Here is an 18,836-nt window from a genome sequence, read left to right on the forward strand (position 1 = left end):
GGATGCTTCAGTTGCTGAACTACGTTGATGCTGACTTCGACTCGCGCGGAATCTTCGCGAATAACTCGAACGTATGGCTCTTCGTGGACTGGTCTCCCGACCTGAGCGGCGATACGCCTGAGGCGCGACGTGCGACGACGATCGAGTTTTACCGCGCATACCGCGACGCTGCCTGGCTCCTCAACGAACTTGGCGACACCGCCAATGCCGGCAAGTACGAAGCCCGCGCCGAAGCGACAAAGGCCGCTGCCGAAAAATACTTGCTCGACCCGGCCACAGGCACCTTCGGCCTGCGCTGGCAGACCAACGCCGCAGCCGTGATGGGCGGCCTCGCCGGCCCTGATCAGTACAGCGCCATCTGGGACCATGTGCTCTCGCACGTCGGCCACGAAAAGTTCAACGCGCTCACCATCACGCCTTACTACAACTACTATGTCCTTCGCGCGATGGCCGACATGAACCATCGCAAGGCCGCGCTTGACTGGATGCGACAGTACTGGGGCGGCATGCTCGATGAAGGCGCAACGAGCTTCTGGGAGGCCTATGACCTCGACTGGTTCAAGAGCGACTTCCATGCATCGCTCCAGGCCGACGGACGTTCAGGCTACTTCGTCAGCCTTGCTCACGGATGGTCCGCAGGTCCGACGGCATGGCTGATGGAGCAGGTACTGGGCATCCAGCCCACCGGCCCCGGATTCAGCACAGTCAACATTCGCCCAGACTTGATTGACCTGCAATGGGCCAAGGGAGCGGAGCCCACGCCGCACGGCCTGCTCAAGGTGGACGTGCAACGTGAGGGCTCCAACACCTCCATCTCAGTGGACGTGCCTGAGGGCGTCGTCGCACGCGTTGCCGTACCTGTCGCTTCGACGAAGGAGCATGTTCTGGTCAATGGCAAAGAGCAGAGCACAACCGCTGCGGAAGACGGGACGCGAAGAATCGTGACGTTGAACGCGGCGGGGCACAATGCGCTGAGCGCGCAATAACGAAACCGAGATCGAGGGGGTCGCACTGCATCTGCGATGCACTATGATCGCAGCATTGGTTGAAACGTCATCCAAAGCGGTCACTCTCTCCATTGCCGGCGTTTATCTGGCGGCAACCATTGCTATCGGCTATTTGGCGCGAAAAAGCTCCTTAACCTCGCGGCAGTTTTTGCATGCGCGCGGTATGCTGCCGACCGCCATCACTTCAATCTCATTCGTTGCGGCAAACTGCGGGGCGCTCGACATTGTCGGCCTGACTGCTGCCAGCGCGAAGTACGGCGCCCTGGCGCTGCACTTCTACTGGATCGGCGCCATCCCGGCCATGGTGTTTCTGTCCGTGTTTATGATGCCGGTCTATACCCGCAGCCGGGCGATGACCGTGCCCGATTTTTTGCGGATTCGCTACAACGACGCCACCCAGATCCTGAGCGCACTGTGCCTTGCCGCCCTGATGTCGTTCATCTCCGGAATCAGCCTGTACGCCATCGGAACCGTGCTGCACGTCTTCTTCGGCTGGAGCTTTTTCAACGTCGTCTCCATCGCCTCTTCCGTGGTGCTGTGCTACGTGCTGACCGGCGGGCTGCGAGCAACCATCTACAACGAAGTGATGCAGCTTGCATTGACGGTTGCGGGCCTCGCTCCGCTCGTCTATTTCGTCCTGCACGATTTCCATGGACTTCACGGTATGGCCAAAGACCTTCCCGCGACCATGACACACCTCTGGGTCTCCATGCCGGTGGCCGGGCACTCGACCGCAGCCATGGACGTCATCGGCGTGGTCTTCGGCCTTGGCTTTGTCCTCAGTTGCGGATATTGGTGCACCGATTTTGTGCTGATTCAAAGAGCGCTGGCGGCGCGCACCGTCGAAGGCTCCATTCGCACACCGTTATTCGCGGCAATCGTGAAGCTAAGTTTTCCAGTCCTGGTCATTCTTCCCGGCATGGCCGCTGCTGTGTTTTTTCTGCACGGCAACCATCCACGCTATGACCAGGCACTGCCCTTCCTCATGCGGCACTACTATGGACGCGCGCTGCTGGGCCTGGGCATCTCCGCCATCCTTGCCAGCCTCATGTCGGGCCTGGCTGGAAACATCAACGCGCTGGCAACGCTCTGGACGCATGATCTGTATCGCGCGCACATCAAGCCTAATCAGGACGACGCGCACTACCTTGCAGTAGGAAGAATCACCGTCGCCGTAGCTACAAGCATCAGCATTGCCACGGCATACATCGCCCTGCGCTACAACAACCTGATGGACTACCTGCAACTCCTGTTCTCCCTGTTCAACGCTCCGCTCTTTGCGACGTTTCTGCTTGGCATGTTCACCACCTGGGCCACGCCCGAAGCTGGCTTCTACGGCTTGCTGACGGGCCTGATTGTTTCCATCGCGCACAACCTGCTGGTCCACTTCCATCTTCTTGTGTATGGAAGCGAAATGCTTGCCGACTTTTACGGAGCCATCTACGGCTGCGGCTCCTGCGCTGTAGCAACGACCGTCATCAGCCTCTTCACGCGCTCCAAATCGCGGGAAGAACTCGTAGGCATCACCTACCTGACTCACGAATCGAAATCCAGACATATCTCAGCAGGCACGTGGGCGCTCGCCGGCGGCGTTCTTGCAGCCTGTCTGGTGCTGAACATCATCTTCCGGTAACGCAGCTTTCCTATGCTCGCTCGCCCTACTGACTGACAGGCACGACCCGATAGCGAACTCCGCGCACGGTTACAAGCGTGATTCGCTGATTGCCGTCCGGCTTCAACGTCTCGCTTTCAGATGAGCCGTCACGGATCACCCTGACCGGATGCGCGCCCCAGGGATTTTGGACGACAAGTGTGCCACTAAATTCACTCGTGATCTCGATGAAGCGGACCGTGCCCTTCTGCTGTTCGCTTGAGACGAGATACGCACCCTTGGCACGAAGCCGCGTAAATGAGGCATCCTTCGACGAGGGCCAGTCCGGGAAGACTCGCAGCACGCCGTCTTCATGCTGCAACAGCATCGAGTCCAGCGCCTCGATCGAACCCACTGTCTCGATGCCGCCCCCGCCTTGAAAGACCGTCAGGTTGCTCGGACGCCACTGATACAGAATCGCAGCCTTGAATTTGTTGATGAGATCGTCGGCCGGCCATCCGATCCGGGCCGCAATGGGGAATATCTTGCAAAAGCCGTTGTTGCTGTTGCCGCCGCGCGTCACTCCCCACGAGTTCATCTCCTGCATCGAGTTGCGCGCCATCTGTAACTGTTCGGTGTCGCCGCCAAGCGCGAGATTTTCCCCGGGAAACACAACGCCTTCAAGATTAATGGGCTGGTCGCCTGGCTCAAACAATCCCTGGTCCTTGATCTTGTTTTTGATATGCGATGCGATAAGATACACAGCCTTGCCGTTGACCACACCGGTTGGATACGGAGCAAGCTGATCGAGAAACTGCTGCCACACAGGCCGCATTCCAGCGTCAACATTCAGGGTCTCGCTTGTTTCGATCAGCTCGCGCTCCACTCGCCGCGCAAACCCGATGTCGAGGTTCGGGTTCACATCGTCGCCTCCCTCATGCGCGGAGCTGTGCTCGAAGATCCACTTCGTCCCGGTCGAATCCCGAACAGCAAAGTCACGCCAGAAGGCATCCAGCTTCTTCAGAGCTGGATAAAGCTGGTCGCGGAGGAAGACCTCGTCCCGGGTGTATTCGTAGTAATCCATCAGCGGCAACGCGCTGAAGGTCGCATTCGACTTCTGATCGGAGGGCAGCTTCCTATAGTCCTTGACTGCGGCTACAGCCACAGGCTGCGGCACGGGCTCGAACATCGTGAAAGGCGAGAACGTGCGCTGGAACGAGACGCCCCTATAACCGGCGGCTGCGGTCCTGTTCTCCTGCCACGGAATCTGCGCAAGGACCATGCGGTTATACGGCTTCGCAAGGTCTGGATGGTTACTCGAAAACACACCGTAAAACGGAGCCTCTTCGTTGTAGTTCATGAAGTAGCGTCCGCCCCACGCCGCGTCGTCGGTGGTAACGAAGTTGCCCCACAGCGACGGGGCAAGATGCCCCGGCCTGCTGCTCGATCCCAGCACGTACAACGCACCGTAGTAGTAGTCTTCGAGCGCCTTGTCGTGAACTTCGACAAACGACTTGAGCCAGAACTGCTTCCACCACTCTTTGTGCGCGGCTTCAAGCGCAGCAAGGGCAGCGGGCGTCTGAGCCTGCGCTTCGCTCATCGCGGACGTAACCAGCGCGGACGTGCTTTCGCCGCCGGGGCCGATGCGGCTGTCGCTTTTGAACGTCGTAATGATCCAGGCAGACGTTCCCCCCTTGAGCGTAAACGAGCCAACAACGCTGTTCGCAGACGACTCAATGCCGGAAACATCTGCCCCCAGCAAGCGGACAGCAATCGCCGCATGCGACTGGTAGTCGTTCGCTGTCGTGGGATTGTTCTCGCGGCTGCTCCACAACATGCCATCTCTGCCACCTGCCGCCGAAGGCAGCGTTGTGTGGGGCACGGAGTCGGGCGCCGGCATCGCCAGCGTGAGTTGTAGCGGCACGTCTCCGTCAGCAGCAAGCTCCGTTACGAAGATGTTCTCCCCGTCCGCAGTCCACGAACGCATGTGGACCGTCGCACTGCCCATCCTGAGCGTTGTCAGCACTTCGGCATTCAGGATGTCCTGGTCCATTCGGTAGACCGCATCTGCGCCACTGGAGGGTACATGCGACGAAACCGTGAGGCTCCCAAGCGAGAGAATCGAAACCTCCGGCGCATTGTGGCGCGTATTCCAGTGCGTCCCCCAGAAGTCGCTCTTCGCAAAATAAAACCGCTGCGAAGTCGTCGTTCCTCCTGCTGTCACACCTATGTCCCCGTTACCCATCAGCGCGCCTGAGGTAAATTTCGGAGTGACGATTCCGCTGGGCGGTGACGTTGCAACGCCGTGTATCGCACCAACCAACCCTTGCACGACATTCCAATCGCGTGCGGCGGCGGGCTTCTGACCGACGCAGACGCCTGATGTTCCCAGCGTCCAAATGAGTAGCAGCGCCAACGTTCCCGGCAGCGTTCCTAATTCTGTTGAAACCAAAACCCCGGCGCGTGTCTTCACTCAGAACTCCCTGCTGTCAATCTTGTCTTCGACGACATCCTTGATCGAGCGGCTGCCGAAGACACGAAAGTCCTTCACCTTGTTGAGTTTGAAGCTCGGCGCACTGTTGGCATTGCCCGCCTTGATGCGAAAGAAGTCAGCACCATCAACATCATTGAGCCAGAATGCAGGCCGCGCATCCGGCTTCTCGATTGCAATCTCCACATTCCCGAACTCGATGTTCTTGACGTGGCGAACGAAAAATCCTGTGGCAGGCAACGTGCCGAACATCCTCGGCTCCGGATAGTCGTTCTCTTTCTCCGGAGGATTGAGAGCGGCCATCTCGCTTGTGCCTCCGCCCAGTTGGTGCAGATACACATCGTTGATCTTGACGTCTTCGATGTTGTGCCCGGGCACTCCGCTGATAATCGAGGGCAGTTCCGCAACCGCGCCGTGGCAGGTGATATTGCTCATGATGACGCGCTTCAGCGTACCCGCCGGTGTTCCCTGCGGCCCGCGCATCCGCGTGCCCAGGCGCAAAAAGATCGGCGAGTTGCGAATGTCGCGCATCGTCACGCCAACAAACGTGATGTCTTCCAGCAGCGCGCCATCGACCGTCTCCAGCGCAAAGCCGCGGCAACTCTCAAAGACGCAGTTCGAGATGGTGATGTTCTTGAAGCCGCCGTTCGACTCCGTTCCGCACTTGATGCGCCCCGTCGGCACGACCTTGAACTCAGGCCCCCACCGCTTGAAAGTTCCGTCCAGCAACGTGCCCATCTGGTAGTCGCCCGTAACGTAGCAGTTCGTGATGGTCACATTTTCCGTGGCGCGTGCATACCCCAACGCAAACGAGCTCTTCGGGCAGATGCCATCGTCCCACGGTGAGTTCACGCTGCAATTCGAGACACGCACATTGCGGCAGCAGTCGATGTCCATGCCGTCGCGGTTCGTATCGATCTTCAGGTTGTCAATCGTCAGGTTGTCCACGCCTGTGGCGAGAATGCCGAAGTGTCCACCAGCAAGAATCGAAAAATCGCGCAGAATCACGTTGTGGCAGTTCTTCAATGCAATCGCCTTGTTGCCGGCGCCCGGAGTCTCCGCGCTGGGCAGGGTCTTGTCTCGATGCGAAAGCCCTCGGCTCAGCCCCCTGCCCCAGATCAGTCCCGGGCCAAGTATTGCGAAGTTGCTGATGTTCTCGCCCCAGATCAGGCTGTTGTGCCAGTGGTTGTGCCCATAGTCCTGATAGCTCTCCCACGGCTGATTCGACTCGGCAGCATCGTATCCATGCTCCGTCCCTTCCAGCGGAGTGCTCGCCGCCAGCAGCGTCGCACCCTGCTCCAGATACAGAGCAATGTTGCTTTTCAGCCGAACTGAGTAGCTTGCATAGACGCCCGCCGGGAAGAGCACTGTCCCTCCGCCCGCTGCTGCCGCCGCCTCAATTGCCTTGTTGATCGCCGGCGAATCGATGGTCGTTCCATTGCCAGTCGCGCCGAACGTCCGCACATCGTAGACGCTGCTTGTACCCGCAGCCGGAACCGGCACGGCAGCCTCCGCTCTTGCACCCGGAGCAACGATGGCCGACGCGGCCATGCCAGCCAGCCCCGAACCTGCCAGTTTGAGAAAGTTCCTGCGAAATGGCTCCATCCACTCACCTTTCTTTTGCGCGGCCTGAAGGCTGTTGGATACGTATCCATTTCCAGCTCATCCGCAGGCCAAACCAACCGATGCATGAATTTCTACATACGAACTACTATATTCGTCAATGAAAATCGAGAAGGGCGCACGAAAACACTCGGCCTCTCTTCCAGGTACCGCGTCACCGTCAACTGATACTCTTAACCTGTATGCGTCCTCTCGCAGCAGCAGCCCTCTTCGTTCTCCTGGCCGTCGTCGGCTGCAAATCCCCGCACGTAACCGCCATCATCATCAACAGCACCCGCCAGCCCATCGACCTGCTCGAAGTCGATTACCCCAGCGCCAGCTTCGGCACGCAAAGCCTCGCTCCCGGGGCAACTTTTGATTACAGCTTCAAGGTCATCGGCTCCGGCAATATCAGCCTTACCTACACCACCAGTAACTTCCACAATAAAAAATCCGAAGGGCCGTTTCTGAAAGAAGGAGACAAGGGCCCGCTTGAGATCATCATTACGCCCGATGGCGTGCGCTGGATCCCCATCCCGCATCCACACTCGTAACGCAACCGAGCTAATCCACGTCCGGTGCTCGGGGCTTCTTCGGTTCCGCCGAAGCGTCGAAAGGATGGGGGTTCTGATGCTTCCGCTTCCGGTTGTCTCCCGAAACCAGCATGAACAGCGGAACGGCGATGGCTACAATCACAATACAAAGAATGATCATCGGGTCCTCCTTCTGCCGGCTTTGCCTGCGGAAAGTGTGCCGCCCGCCGGTCAGTTATCGAGGCGGGAACACCACTATCCTCCTAAGATGCGCCGTGCGCAGCCTGCGGTAATCTGTCCCTATGCCGCGCGGATTCTTTATTACCTTCGAGGGCCTGGATGGTTCAGGCAAAACCACCCAGCTTCGCCTCCTTGCCGACTCGCTTGAGACCGAAGGCCGGGCTCTCGTCACCCTGCGCCAACCCGGCGGCACGGCGCTCGGCGACCGTATCCGTTCCATTCTGCTCGACTCCCGCTCCGAGTCCACCCTGGGCCACATCGCCCCTGCCACCGAGATGGCGCTGATGTTCGCTGACCGTGCGCAGGCCATCCACGAAGTCATCCTGCCCGCGCTCTCCGCAGGCAGCATCGTCCTCTGCGACCGCTACACCGACTCGTCGGAGGCCTACCAGGGCGGAGGCCGCCAACTTGGCAGCCAGCGCATTCTGGAGATGCATGCCGCCGCCTGCGACAATCTTCAGCCCGATCTGACCATCCTGCTCCTGCCGTCGCTCGAGGCCTCGCTCAAACGAGCCCGCCGCCGCAACCAACGCAACACGCAGAAAAAAGGCGCCGATGAGAACCGCTTCGAGAGCGAGCCGGACGACTTCTACCGTCGCATTCATTCCAAGTACGAAGAGATCGCGGCCCGCGAGCCGCACCGCGTCTTCCCCATCCGCGAAGACGCCTCCATCGAGCAGATACACGCCCATATTCGCGAAATCGTTGCCGTCAGGCTGGCCCAACCCGTCGGATGAACCCAGGCTGTGCATCTCCGGCGGCCTGGCGTATGCTCTCCTCAGGTGAGGTGCGCCATGCTCAGGAGAGACTTCCTTCGCAAAACCGCTACCGGACTCAGCGCGGCGTGGCTCGGCCACAGGACATCCCTCGCCGCCGTCCTTGCCTTCGACGCGCCAACGCACAAATACGCCGCGCACGACACCGTCACACTCGGCAAGACAGGCATCCGCACCAGCCGTCTCGCCATGGGCACCGGCACCATCGGCTACGCCGGCCACTCCAATCAGACACGCCTCGGCATGAGCCCCCTCACGCGCCTTCTGCTCGACGGCTACCACACCAATGGCCTGCGCTTCTTCGATACCGCCGACTCCTACGGCAGCCATCCCTATGTCGCCGCTGCCGTCAAACAGCTTCCACGCGATAAAGTCACGATCCTCACCAAGTCCGACCACCGTGACCCAACCACCATGCGCGCCGACCTCGACCGCTTCCGCAAGGAGTTGGGCGTCGATTACATCGACATTCTCCTCATCCACTGCGTCACCGAATCCGACTGGACCACTCGCTATCGCGGCATCATGGACGTGCTCTCCGAAGCCAAGGAAAAAGGCATCATCCGCGCACACGGCTGCTCCTGCCATTCCATCGAAGCCCTGCGCGCAGCCGCTGCGTCTCCGTGGGTCGAGATCGACCTCGTCCGCCTGAACCCTATCGGTTCGCACATGGACGCTGCCCCCGACACAGTCATCGGCGTCATCAAACAGATGCGCGCCTCTGGCAAAGGCATCGTCGGAATGAAGATTCTCGGCCAGGGCGACCTGCGCCACCGTCAGTCTGAAGCAATCCAATTCGCGCTCAACAGCGGCGTCCTCGACGCCTTCACCATCGGCGCCGAATCCCAATCCGAGCAGAACGACCTGACCGAACGAATCGCTGCCGCCTGAGAGCAATTCCGCTCATCAACAACGACCACCGCAGCTTCCACCTTTTGAAATTTCCATTCCGCAGCCTTTTGCATTTCCATTCCGCTGCCTTTTGCATTTCCATTCCGCGGCCTTTTGAAATTTCCATTCCGTAGCGCAGCGGAGGAATCTGCTTTCCTCAACCGGCATCAACGCCGGGGTGCCCCATCCATCGCGCTTTTTGCGATGGGTGGAAAAGTAAACAGTTCAATCCGCCAGTCTCGACTCGCCGATAGCTGTTTTCCTCGAGGTGCAGTCCCGGTGACATCCTCATCCCCGAAGCAGTCCACACCTTTTCGTTGTCATTCCCGAAGGGAATCTGCGTGGGGCATCGGCCTGCGTCGGACTATTCCTATGAAGACGCTCTACCCGCGCCCGCGAACCCGGTTCATCTGCCTGCGGTCGCGTTTGGTCGGCCGGCCGCTCTCCCACGTAGACTCATACACCGGCATCGCCCGCGCCGCTTCGGCCAACTTCCTTCGCAGTTCCTTGCTCTCGTCCGTCTCCCGATACATCGTCTGCGCAACCGTCGCCGACCCGCGCACCTCGCTCACACCCAGCACTTCGACCACAAACTCTCCGCTCGCATTCTTCACGCGCAGCATGTCGCCCACGCGGACGTCGCGCGCAGCCTTGGCCACCACCGTACCAGACTGCACCCTGCCCAGTTCGCACGCCTTTGCCGCCAGCGCCCGCGTCTTGAAAAACCGTGCAGCCCAGAGCCACTTGTCCATCCGCACCGAATCCATTCCATAATGATAACCAGCCCGAGCCGAATCATTTATCCTTCAATCTGATGCCAGAAGCCGCAACATTTCCGACCATGTTCAACGATTTCCTCGGCAACTCCGCTGCTGTCGAGCATCTGCGCACGGCCATCGCCGCCGGACGCCTGCCGCACTCAATCATCCTCAGCGGCGCAGCCGGAGCAGGAAAATACACACTCGCCCTGATGCTGGCGATGGCCGTCGAGTGCGAGCGTCAGCCGCGCGATCTCTGGTCGAACGGCGTCTCGCTGGCCGGCTTCTGCGGCGTCTGCCACAACTGCACCCGCATCCTCACCGCCGCTAACCTCGACGAAGAAGTGGACAAAGCCGTCGTCGCGCGCGAAGATCTGCGCGAGACCGACAAAAAAGACACGCGCGTTCTCATCCAGCCGCATCCCGACGTGCTCATCATCCCGCCCGACCCGCCGCAGCTTCTCATCAAACTCGGCCAGGTGCGCTCGCTCATCCACAGCGCCAACTACCTGCCCAGCGAAGCGCCGAAGAAAATCTTCATCATTACGGCGGCCAGCTTTATGAAAGAGGCGGCAAACTCCCTGCTCAAGGTGCTCGAAGAGCCGCCCGCGACCGTCCACATCTTCATCCTCGCGGAAAATCCCGGCGAGTTGCTGCCGACCATCCGCTCGCGCTGCGCAATGGTCCGGCTCGGCGCGCTGCCGGTTGAAGAGATTGAGATGCTTCTGGCAGATCGCCGTCCCGACATCAACCCTAAACAGCGCAACCTGATTGCGCGTCTGGCCCAGGGAGCGGCGGGCCGCGCGCTCAGCTTCGACCTCGAAACCTACATCGCCGCCCGCGCCGACGCCATGCTGCTCATCCGCAACGCATCAGCCGAGCCCGACCACACCGCCCTCTTCAAAATGACCGAGACCTACCGTGCCGGCGCCGAAGGCCAGCAAAAGACATCCGCGCTGCTGCGCACGCTCTCGCTCGTGCTCGAAGACCTGCTGCTGCTCCAGGCAGGCACACCCGAACTCCTTCGCAACACCGACCTCCGCCCCGAACTCGAACGCCTCAGCCAATCCCTCACGTTCGAGTGGATCGAGCTGGCCTCGCGCGGCCTCGATCAGGTCCAGAGCGGAATGCGCCGCAACCTCCTCCGTTCCCTGTCGCTCGACGCCTACGCCGGACAACTCACCCTCGCTGCCCGCTAAACAAAAGAACTCACCACGCACACTGTCATTCTGAGCGAAGCGAAGAATCCCCGCAGTTGCCTTTGCCGTTGCCTGTTCTCACTTCACCCGCGCAGCCTTCGCCAGCCGGTCGCGCAAAGCATCACCCAAACCTCCGGCAGCAGGCATAGGGCACACAATTACCCCAACCCCCGCCTCATCCAACTCCCGCAGCCCGGCAAACAGCCGCCGCGCAAGAGCCGCCGGATCATCCCACGGGCCCCATGGGAACTCTCGCACCTGTCGCCCAGCGCCCCAACCATCGGGCAGCATCACACCCACCTGTTCGCCAGAACCCATAAGCTCGAAAACCTTCTCCCGCAGCTCAGCTTCGCTCTCAACCAGCACCAGCCGCGCTCGCGGAGCATAGTGCCGTATCCCTACTCCCGGAGAAGGCAGACTCGCAGGAGCCTCAACCGAAACACTTCCCGTAAACATCCGCACCGCGCCAGCCACAGCACGAATCATCTCCGCCGTCACCGCCCCCGGCCGGTAGATGAGCATCTGTTCCACGTCGAGCACCGTAGACTCGACCCCTACCGAAGTAGCCCCACCATCGAGCACCGCATCGATCCGCCCATCTAAATCCTCCAGCACATGCGCGGCAGTCGTAGGGCTGGTTCTGCCGAAGCGGTTCGCGCTGGGCGCGGCCACCGGCACACCCGCGGTCAGTATCAACTCCAGAGCCACCGGATGCGCGGGCATACGCACACCCACCAGAGGTCTGCCCGCCGTCACCGAATCCGGCACCGCCTTCGTGCGCGGCAGCAACAGCGTCAGGGGCCCCGGCCAGAACGCCGCCATCAGCGCCTCGGCCTTCGTCGAAACCTCAGCGACCTCTGGGACCTTCTCCTGATCGCCCACATGCACAATCACCGGGTCCCACGCCGGACGCTCCTTGGCGGCAAATATCCGAGCCACGGCAGCAGCGTTCAGCGCGTTCGCGCCAAGTCCATAGACCGTCTCAGTCGGAAATGCCACCGTGCCGCCACGCCGCAGCAGCTCTGCCGCGCGCAGCACACCCAGCCCACCCTCCAGCCGCTCTGTCACCATGCTTCTATCCTATCCGCCGCAGGAGCAGCAGCCGTATACTCGACCTATGCAGGCAGCCGAGATCGAACTCAAGTTCCCCGTGGCCGACCCTTCATCGCTCGAATCCCGCCTGACCCAACTCGGCTTTCATCTCGAAACGCCACGCACCTTCGAGCACAATACGCTCTACGACACCCCAGCGCGCGACCTCCGCGCCCGCCGCGAAATCCTCCGCATCCGCCAGTACGGCGCACTCTGCACCGTCACCCACAAGCGCCAGCCCGTGGACGAAGCGACCGACACCGCAGCCCGCTACAAAGTCCGCATCGAAACCGAGACTATCGTTGCCGAAGGCCCCGCACTCGCTGAAGTCTTTCGCAACCTCGGCTACGTCCCGGTCTTCATCTATGAAAAGTTCCGTACTCAGTGGTCCTATCCCGTCAGCACCGAAGTAACCGCCCACCTCGTGCTCGACGAGACACCCATCGGGGCCTTCGCCGAACTCGAAGGGCCGCCCACATGGATCGACGAATCGCTCGCCAGACTTGGCGTTGACCACACTTCCTGCACGACCGACAGCTACGGCAAGCTCTTCCTCGACTGGAAGCTGCGCACCGGTAGATCCTCTGAGCACCTCACCTTCAACGAAGTCGCCGCACCGGCGCTGCTGCATCGCTAAAGCCCCTATCGCCCCAGCCGATACAACCTCTATCCCATGGAGGTTCCCTTGGCTAAACGAATCCGTAAATCTTCCACACTTCTTGCTTTAGGCAGTCTGGCGCTCGGCGCCGGCACTGCACATGCCGTCAACGTTCGTCGCGCAGTCGTCAGCCGCGTTGCGCCGGTCTATCCGGAGCTCGCACGCCGTATGCACATCGGCGGCCGCGTTGTGCTGCTTGTCTCGGTCGATGCCAACGGCAACGTCTCCAGCACCAAGGTCGAATCCGGCCACGCGCTGCTTGCGCCCGCCGCCGAGGAGGCCGTCAAGCGCTGGCACTTCGCCCCCAATCCCGAACCCACCGTCTCCGAGATCGACGTCAACTTCGACATGGACAGCCAGTAGCGCCTGCCACCGGCCCACTCATTCTCAGACCACTACCGCGAAGGTAAGGAAAACCATGAAACTTGAATCCAAACTCGGCCTCAGCACCGGCTTCCTCATTCTGGCCATGCTTCTCAGCGCCTTCACGGCCCACATCCGCATCGAGGAGGCCGACAACCTCTCCAACGTGATCAACAACAACCGCATCCCGCTGCTCATGGGCAGCAACAACGTCGATTCGCATCTCACCAACACCATCAGCGGGCTCGAGTCCTACATTCTCTTCGGTCTCGATCCCGCCTCGTCCGCTGCCTACCGTTCGGCACGCAAACAGCAGTTCGATCAGGCCGAAGCCGCGCTCGAAACGCTCCACCAGGACTCCATGCACTTCGACCTCGGCGCCGACGGCCCGCGCCTTGCCTCCATCGAATCCGGTATGGCCGCGCTCAAGCCGCTTGAAGACAAAGTCGAGGCGCTCAACGAAACCAAGACCTCACAAGGCACCGCGCAGGCTTACGACACCCTGCAAAACCAGATCCTTCCGCTCGAACGCAACATCCACGCCACCATCTCTGACATGGCACAGTCACAGCGCGTCCAGACCAATCAGGCGCTTGTGCAACTGCGCAGCGCCAACCGCGCCACGCTCTACACGCTCTGGATTGCGACCATCCTCGGCGCCATCGTCGGTGGCCTGGTCTCGTTCCTGCTCGCCCGCCGCATCACCAAGGCCATCAGCATGGTGGCCGAGCGAGCCGACGCCATCGCCGCAGGAGACCTCACCGGCCAGACGCTCGACATCAACAGCCGCGACCAGATCGGCACGCTCGCCGCCGCCATGGAGAAGATGCAGACCAGCCTCAGCGGCATCATCGGCACCGTCGTCAGCACTGCGGGCTCGCTCACCGGCAGCGCGCAGTCCATGCGTTCAGCCAGCGACCAGATGCATCGCCGCATCGACCAGCAGAGTCAGCAGACCCAGCAGGCAGCCACCGCCATGCAGGAGATGTCCGCTTCCATCGCCGAAGTCTCCCGCCACACCCAGTCCGCAGCCGAGACCGCACGCGACGCCGCAGAGACCGCACGCGACGGCGGTTCCATCGTCAAGGAAGTGCTCGGCAACATGCACTCCATCGCCACTGCCGTTAGCGACACCTCATCCACCGTCGGCCTGCTCGGCGAAGACTCCCGCAAGATCTCGCAGATCGTCACCGTCATCGACGAGATCGCCCGCAAAACCAACCTGCTCGCCCTGAACGCCGCCATTGAAGCGGCCCGCGCTGGCGACCAGGGACGCGGATTCGCCGTCGTCGCCGGAGAAGTTCGCCGCCTCGCCGAATCCACCGCGCAGGCCACGGGCGAGATCGCCAGTATGATTCAGGGCATTCAGGACCGCACCCGCACCGCCATCGCCAGCATGGAGAGCGGCACCGAAACCGTCCAGAAGGGCGTCGTCACCACCAATCAGGCCGGCGAGGCGCTCGAAAAAATCATCGGCATGGCCGAGCGCGTCGATCGCATGATCGCCCAGATTGCCATCGCTGCCTCGCAACAAGCCGTCGCCGCCGACCAGTCCAGCTCCAGCCTCGATTCGATCCACTCGCTCAGCCACGAAAACCTGACCGAGATGGCCACCACCGCCGCAGGTGTCGAATCGCTCCGCTCCACCGCCGTCGCACTCGAACAGCAGGTTGATCGCTTCAAGTTTCAGCCCACTACCGAGTCGCGCGTCATGCGCGGCCCCACCACCCCGGATCGCCGCATCAACCCATCGCTCCAACCCGCATAACAGGGTGTAGGGAATAGGGTGTAGGGTGTAGAAAACAAGAAGAGGGTCCCTCGTTGGAGGGACCCTCTTCTTGCACGGCGCCGTGGATTCGTGTTTCTACACCCTATTCCCTACACCCTGCCTTTAGAAAATCTGGAAGTTCACCTCAACAGTCAGTTCCACCAGCACCGGTTTTCCATTCTCCATGGCCGGCTTGAACTTGTACTGCTTCACCGCGGCGACGGCATTCTCATCCAGGCCCATGCCCACACCGCGAACCACATGCACGTGACTCGGCAGTCCGTTCGTATCGACCCATAGATCCACCAACACGTTGCCCGCAACCTTCGCCTTGCGCGCCTCTTCGGAAAACTCCGGCTCGACCGAGTAGATCAGCACCGGAGCCGAGACACCGCCGCCGATATGCTTTGGCCCACCGCCGATATTTCCGCCCGAACCTGGCCCGATGCCCGAACCATTCCCCGAGCCCAGACCAGTCCCGCTTCCGTTCCCCATCGAAACACCCGGCAGTGGCGAATTCGGCAGTCCGAAGTTCGGCATGTTGCTGGCCATGTGAACGTCCTTCTGTACTTCAACCGTCGGCTGAATCTGAATCTTCGGCGGCTGTAGCGGCGGAACCTTCGGCGGAACAATCTGCTGGTCGGCAAACTTCGGCGGCGAGCCCTTCGACACCGGCGTCGGCCCGCGCTGCCCGCCTCCGCCGCCCATCGACTGAGCTTTCATCGGAGCCATTGGCGGAATCGAAACATCCGTCACCGCCTCGGCCTTCACCGGAGCGGAAAACTTCACCTTCTTCGCCAGCAGAAACGCGATCAGCAGAATGACGATTCCATGTAACACCACGGCAATCGCAGTCGAGACCGGATCTCGCTTCACCTTCATCCGATCCACAACGGCAATAGGCTTCGACTCCAGCACCAGCGGCGGCAGCTTCTCGGGAAAGAACACATCCCGCACGCTGCCCCACAGAGAGGCCCACACGCCTTCCTCACGGATGATCAGGTCATTCTCCGCCGGACGCGACTCCAGATGCAGCGGCTCCTCCGGCCTGCGGAACGCATCTCGAATATTCGAGATCAACGACACCCACATCGAGCCGTCGGTCTCTTCATTCAAGTGAGGCTCATCGGCCGGACGAAGCACAGGAGCCGGTTTGTCCGGTTCCGTCTCTGGAGGTGTCACCGTAATGTTCGCCATAAACTGCTCGCCTCGGTGGAGCCTGGCCGCGGCCCGTCCACCCTATCCAATTCGTGCGCACTCACTCACAATCTGTTAACGTCCCCGGTCTCCTGCCGGTTTCATCCTATGTCAGCGCACGTCACGTGGCTCCGTAACCATTCTACAAACATTCAGCGTCCTCCGCTTGCAAACATTTGGACGCACTTTACCCCCGGAATGTCTCATCCACGTTACGTCCGTCACTTCCATCCCCAAAACCGCATCCGGCTACAATAGAAGTTTGGAGCCATCTTCGCCTCCGCCCATCAGCAACCAAGAGGAATGAATGCCGGAAACACCCGACCAAAAGCCCGCGCCGGAGCCCGCAAGGGCGCTGAAATCAACCCTTAATCTGCCGAAAACGGACTTTGCCATGAAGGCAAACCTGCCCGTCAACGAGCCAATTCGTCTGGAATCATGGCAGAAGCAGGACCTCTACGCCCAAATCCGTCGCGCCAGCGCCGGTCGTCCCAAATACATCCTCCACGACGGCCCTCCCTACGCTAACGGGGCCATCCACCTCGGCCACGCCCTCAACAAGTGCATTAAAGACTTCGTCGTCAAAACCAAGACCATGGCCGGCTTCGACGCCCCTTACGTCCCCGGCTGGGACTGCCACGGCCTCCCCATTGAGATCAAAGTGGACGAGCAACTCGGGCGCAAAAAGCTCGAGATGGCCCCCATCGCCGTCCGCCGCGCCTGCCGCGAGTACGCCCAGAAGTACGTCGATCTCCAGCGCAGCCAGTTCGAGCGCATCGGCGTCTTCGGCCGCTGGCGCGACCCATACCTCACTATGTCGCTCAAGTACGAGGCTGCCATCGTCGAGACCTTCTACGACTTCTTCGAGAAAGGCTTCGTCTACAAGGGCCTCAAGCCGGTCTACTGGTGCATCCACGACCGCACCGCCCTCGCCGAAGCCGAGGTCGAGTACGAGCAGCACACCAGCCCCAGCGTCTACGTCCGCTACAAGCTGACGAGCGACCCAGCCGCAATCTCACCAGAGCTGGGTGGTCAGAACGTCTACACCATCATCTGGACCACCACCCCCTGGACGCTCCCCGCGTCCCTCGCCGTAGCCTTCAACCCGGAGATGGACTACGTCGCGCTCAAAAACTCCGACGGCGCCACATACATCGTCCTCGCTGACCTGGCCAAACAGACCGCCGAAGCCTGCAAGCTTGATGCCACTGAAATCGCCCGCTTCAAAGGCTCCGCGCTCGAACACACCACCTTCCAGCATCCCTTCCTCGATCGCCAGGTCCTCGGCGTCGTCGCGCCCTATGTCACCGCCGAACAAGGCACCGGAGCCGTCCACACCGCGCCAGCCCACGGCGTAGAGGACTTCTACACCGGCAAGCGCTATAACCTGCCCGAAGTCCAGTACGTAGACAACGCTGGCCGCCACCGCCACACCGCGCAGCACGGAGGCCACACCGCACAGCCCTACGAAGACCAGACCGTCTTCAAATCGAACCCCACCATCATCGAAGTCCTCCGCGACAAAGGCGCACTCTTAAGCGCGACCGAGTTCCAGCACTCCTACCCGCACTGCTGGCGCTGCCACAACCCCGTCATCGTCCGCGCCACCGAGCAATGGTTCATCGGCATGGAAACCCCCATGCCCGCCGAATCAGAAAATAGTTGTCATCCTGAGCGGAGCGGCGAAGCCGCGGAGTCGAAGGACCTGCGGTCTGATCTCTCGGGCACGAACCCCGAAACCTTCCGCCAGCGCGCCCTCGACGAGATCGAGAAAGTAAAGTGGGACCCCGCCTGGGGCGAAGAGCGCATCTCCAACATGATCGCCACCCGCCCCGACTGGTGCATCTCGCGCCAGCGCATCTGGGGCGTTCCCATCGCCGTCTTCCTCTGCGAAAAGTGCGGTACGCCGCTCAACGACAAAGCCATCAACAAAAGCATCGTCGAGCTCTTCCACAAAGAAGGCGCCGACGCCTGGTACACGCACGAAGCGCCCGAGCTTCTGCCCAAGGGCACAGCCTGCGCCTGCGGCCACGAAGAGTTCCGCAAAGAGATGGACATCCTCGACGTCTGGTTCGAGTCCGGAGCAAGCTGGCACGCAGTCCTCGAACAGGAACCCGACGAACTCCGCTACCCTGCCGACCTCTACACCGAAGGCGGCGACCAGCACCGCGGCTGGTTCCACTCCTCGCTGCTCTGCTCCGTAGGAATGCGCGGCATCGCCCCCTACAAGATGGTCGCCACCAGCGGCTGGACGCTCGACGAACAAGGCCGCGCCTTCTCGAAATCACTCGGCAACGGCGTCGATCCCGTAGACATCGCCAAACGTCTCGGCGGCGAGATCGTCCGCCTCTGGGTCGCCTCGGTCGACTTCCGCGAAGACGTAGCCGCCAGCGAAAACCTCATGCAGCGCGTCAGCGACAACTACCGCAAGCTGCGCAACACCCTCCGCTTTCTGCTCGGCAACCTGCACGACTTCGACCCCGCCACAAACGCCGTGCAGGACTTCGCAAAGCTCGAACCGCTGGACCAATACATCCTGGCCAGACTCGCGCAGGTAACAGAAAAAATCCTCAAAGCCTACGACGAATTCGAATTCCACCGCGCCTACCACGCCCTCAACGAATTCACGAACACAGACCTCAGCGCGCTCTACCTCGACGTCCTCAAAGA

Annotated in this window: 16 protein-coding genes; 10 read left to right on the forward strand and 6 right to left on the reverse strand. The window is 61.0% G+C overall.

Translation table 11 applies throughout. From position 1 onward, the window contains the following. Together VFU66_RS13415 and VFU66_RS13420 are read left to right on the forward strand one after the other, a co-directional pair. A partial coding sequence (locus VFU66_RS13415; protein WP_326446772.1) for an alpha-L-rhamnosidase C-terminal domain-containing protein occupies positions 1 to 986 on the forward strand: 986 nt, incomplete at its 5' end. Between the two features lie 43 nt (positions 987 to 1,029). Beyond that, entirely contained in the window at positions 1,030 to 2,640 is a 1,611-nt protein-coding gene (locus VFU66_RS13420) for a sodium:solute symporter family transporter (RefSeq protein ID WP_326446773.1), read from the forward strand. A 25-nt stretch (positions 2,641 to 2,665) separates the two neighbouring features. On the opposite strand, the gene VFU66_RS13425 is transcribed toward VFU66_RS13420, so the two are convergent. Both VFU66_RS13425 and VFU66_RS13430 read right to left on the reverse strand, forming a co-directional pair. Then, complete coding sequence (locus VFU66_RS13425) at positions 2,666 to 5,014, reverse strand: glycosyl hydrolase family 95 catalytic domain-containing protein (RefSeq protein ID WP_326446774.1); 2,349 nt, start codon at positions 5,012 to 5,014, stop codon at positions 2,666 to 2,668. A 57-nt stretch (positions 5,015 to 5,071) separates the two neighbouring features. After that, positions 5,072 to 6,694 (reverse strand): rhamnogalacturonidase, encoded by a 1,623-nt coding sequence (locus VFU66_RS13430; RefSeq protein WP_326446775.1) that lies wholly within the window; start codon positions 6,692 to 6,694, stop codon positions 5,072 to 5,074. A gap of 200 nt (positions 6,695 to 6,894) precedes the next feature. Here VFU66_RS13430 and VFU66_RS13435 point away from each other — a divergent pair, with 200 nt between their 5' ends. Beyond that, positions 6,895 to 7,245 (forward strand): hypothetical protein, encoded by a 351-nt coding sequence (locus VFU66_RS13435; protein WP_326446776.1) that lies wholly within the window; start codon positions 6,895 to 6,897, stop codon positions 7,243 to 7,245. Between the two features lie 10 nt (positions 7,246 to 7,255). Here the strand turns inward: VFU66_RS13435 and VFU66_RS13440 are convergent, their stop codons facing one another. Further along, positions 7,256 to 7,405 (reverse strand): hypothetical protein, encoded by a 150-nt coding sequence (locus tag VFU66_RS13440; RefSeq protein ID WP_326446777.1) that lies wholly within the window; start codon positions 7,403 to 7,405, stop codon positions 7,256 to 7,258. A 121-nt stretch (positions 7,406 to 7,526) separates the two neighbouring features. Between VFU66_RS13440 and tmk the strand changes: the two genes are divergently transcribed. Continuing rightward, positions 7,527 to 8,201 (forward strand): dTMP kinase, encoded by a 675-nt coding sequence (gene tmk / locus VFU66_RS13445; RefSeq protein WP_326446778.1) that lies wholly within the window; start codon positions 7,527 to 7,529, stop codon positions 8,199 to 8,201. Between the two features lie 57 nt (positions 8,202 to 8,258). After that, on the forward strand, positions 8,259 to 9,131 hold the full coding sequence (locus tag VFU66_RS13450) for an aldo/keto reductase (RefSeq protein ID WP_326446779.1): 873 nt from the start codon (positions 8,259 to 8,261) through the stop codon (positions 9,129 to 9,131). Between the two features lie 383 nt (positions 9,132 to 9,514). Here VFU66_RS13450 and hslR read toward each other — a convergent pair whose 3' ends face one another. After that, positions 9,515 to 9,883 (reverse strand): Hsp15 family ribosome-associated heat shock protein, encoded by a 369-nt coding sequence (gene hslR / locus VFU66_RS13455; protein ID WP_326446780.1) that lies wholly within the window; start codon positions 9,881 to 9,883, stop codon positions 9,515 to 9,517. 62 nt (positions 9,884 to 9,945) lie between these two features. Here hslR and VFU66_RS13460 point away from each other — a divergent pair, with 62 nt between their 5' ends. Then, on the forward strand, positions 9,946 to 11,088 hold the full coding sequence (locus VFU66_RS13460; RefSeq protein WP_326446781.1) for a DNA polymerase III subunit: 1,143 nt from the start codon (positions 9,946 to 9,948) through the stop codon (positions 11,086 to 11,088). 78 nt (positions 11,089 to 11,166) lie between these two features. Here VFU66_RS13460 and VFU66_RS13465 read toward each other — a convergent pair whose 3' ends face one another. Beyond that, positions 11,167 to 12,159 carry an L-threonylcarbamoyladenylate synthase gene (locus VFU66_RS13465; protein WP_326446782.1) on the reverse strand — a complete coding sequence of 331 codons (993 nt, stop codon included), beginning with the start codon at positions 12,157 to 12,159 and terminating at the stop codon, positions 11,167 to 11,169. On the opposite strand from VFU66_RS13465, the gene VFU66_RS13470 reads away from it, so the two are divergent. From VFU66_RS13470 to VFU66_RS13480, 3 genes are read left to right on the forward strand one after another with little or no spacing between them, the layout of a single operon-like run. Next, on the forward strand, positions 12,158 to 12,817 hold the full coding sequence (locus VFU66_RS13470) for a class IV adenylate cyclase (protein ID WP_326446783.1): 660 nt from the start codon (positions 12,158 to 12,160) through the stop codon (positions 12,815 to 12,817). The two genes, VFU66_RS13465 and VFU66_RS13470, sit on opposite strands and share 2 nt — an antisense overlap. Positions 12,818 to 12,865: 48 nt before the next feature. Continuing rightward, positions 12,866 to 13,201 (forward strand): energy transducer TonB, encoded by a 336-nt coding sequence (locus tag VFU66_RS13475; RefSeq protein ID WP_326446784.1) that lies wholly within the window; start codon positions 12,866 to 12,868, stop codon positions 13,199 to 13,201. Positions 13,202 to 13,256: 55 nt separating this feature from the next. Further along, entirely contained in the window at positions 13,257 to 14,969 is a 1,713-nt protein-coding gene (locus tag VFU66_RS13480) for a methyl-accepting chemotaxis protein (RefSeq protein WP_326446785.1), read from the forward strand. 123 nt (positions 14,970 to 15,092) lie between these two features. Here the strand turns inward: VFU66_RS13480 and VFU66_RS13485 are convergent, their stop codons facing one another. Beyond that, positions 15,093 to 16,166 carry an energy transducer TonB gene (locus VFU66_RS13485; protein ID WP_326446786.1) on the reverse strand — a complete coding sequence of 358 codons (1,074 nt, stop codon included), beginning with the start codon at positions 16,164 to 16,166 and terminating at the stop codon, positions 15,093 to 15,095. A gap of 307 nt (positions 16,167 to 16,473) precedes the next feature. Between VFU66_RS13485 and ileS the strand changes: the two genes are divergently transcribed. Next, the coding region (gene ileS / locus VFU66_RS13490; RefSeq protein WP_326446787.1) for an isoleucine--tRNA ligase at positions 16,474 to 18,836 on the forward strand (2,363 nt) is incomplete at its 3' end.

This window comes from Edaphobacter sp. (assembly GCF_035763405.1).
Lineage (GTDB): Bacteria > Acidobacteriota > Terriglobia > Terriglobales > Acidobacteriaceae > Edaphobacter.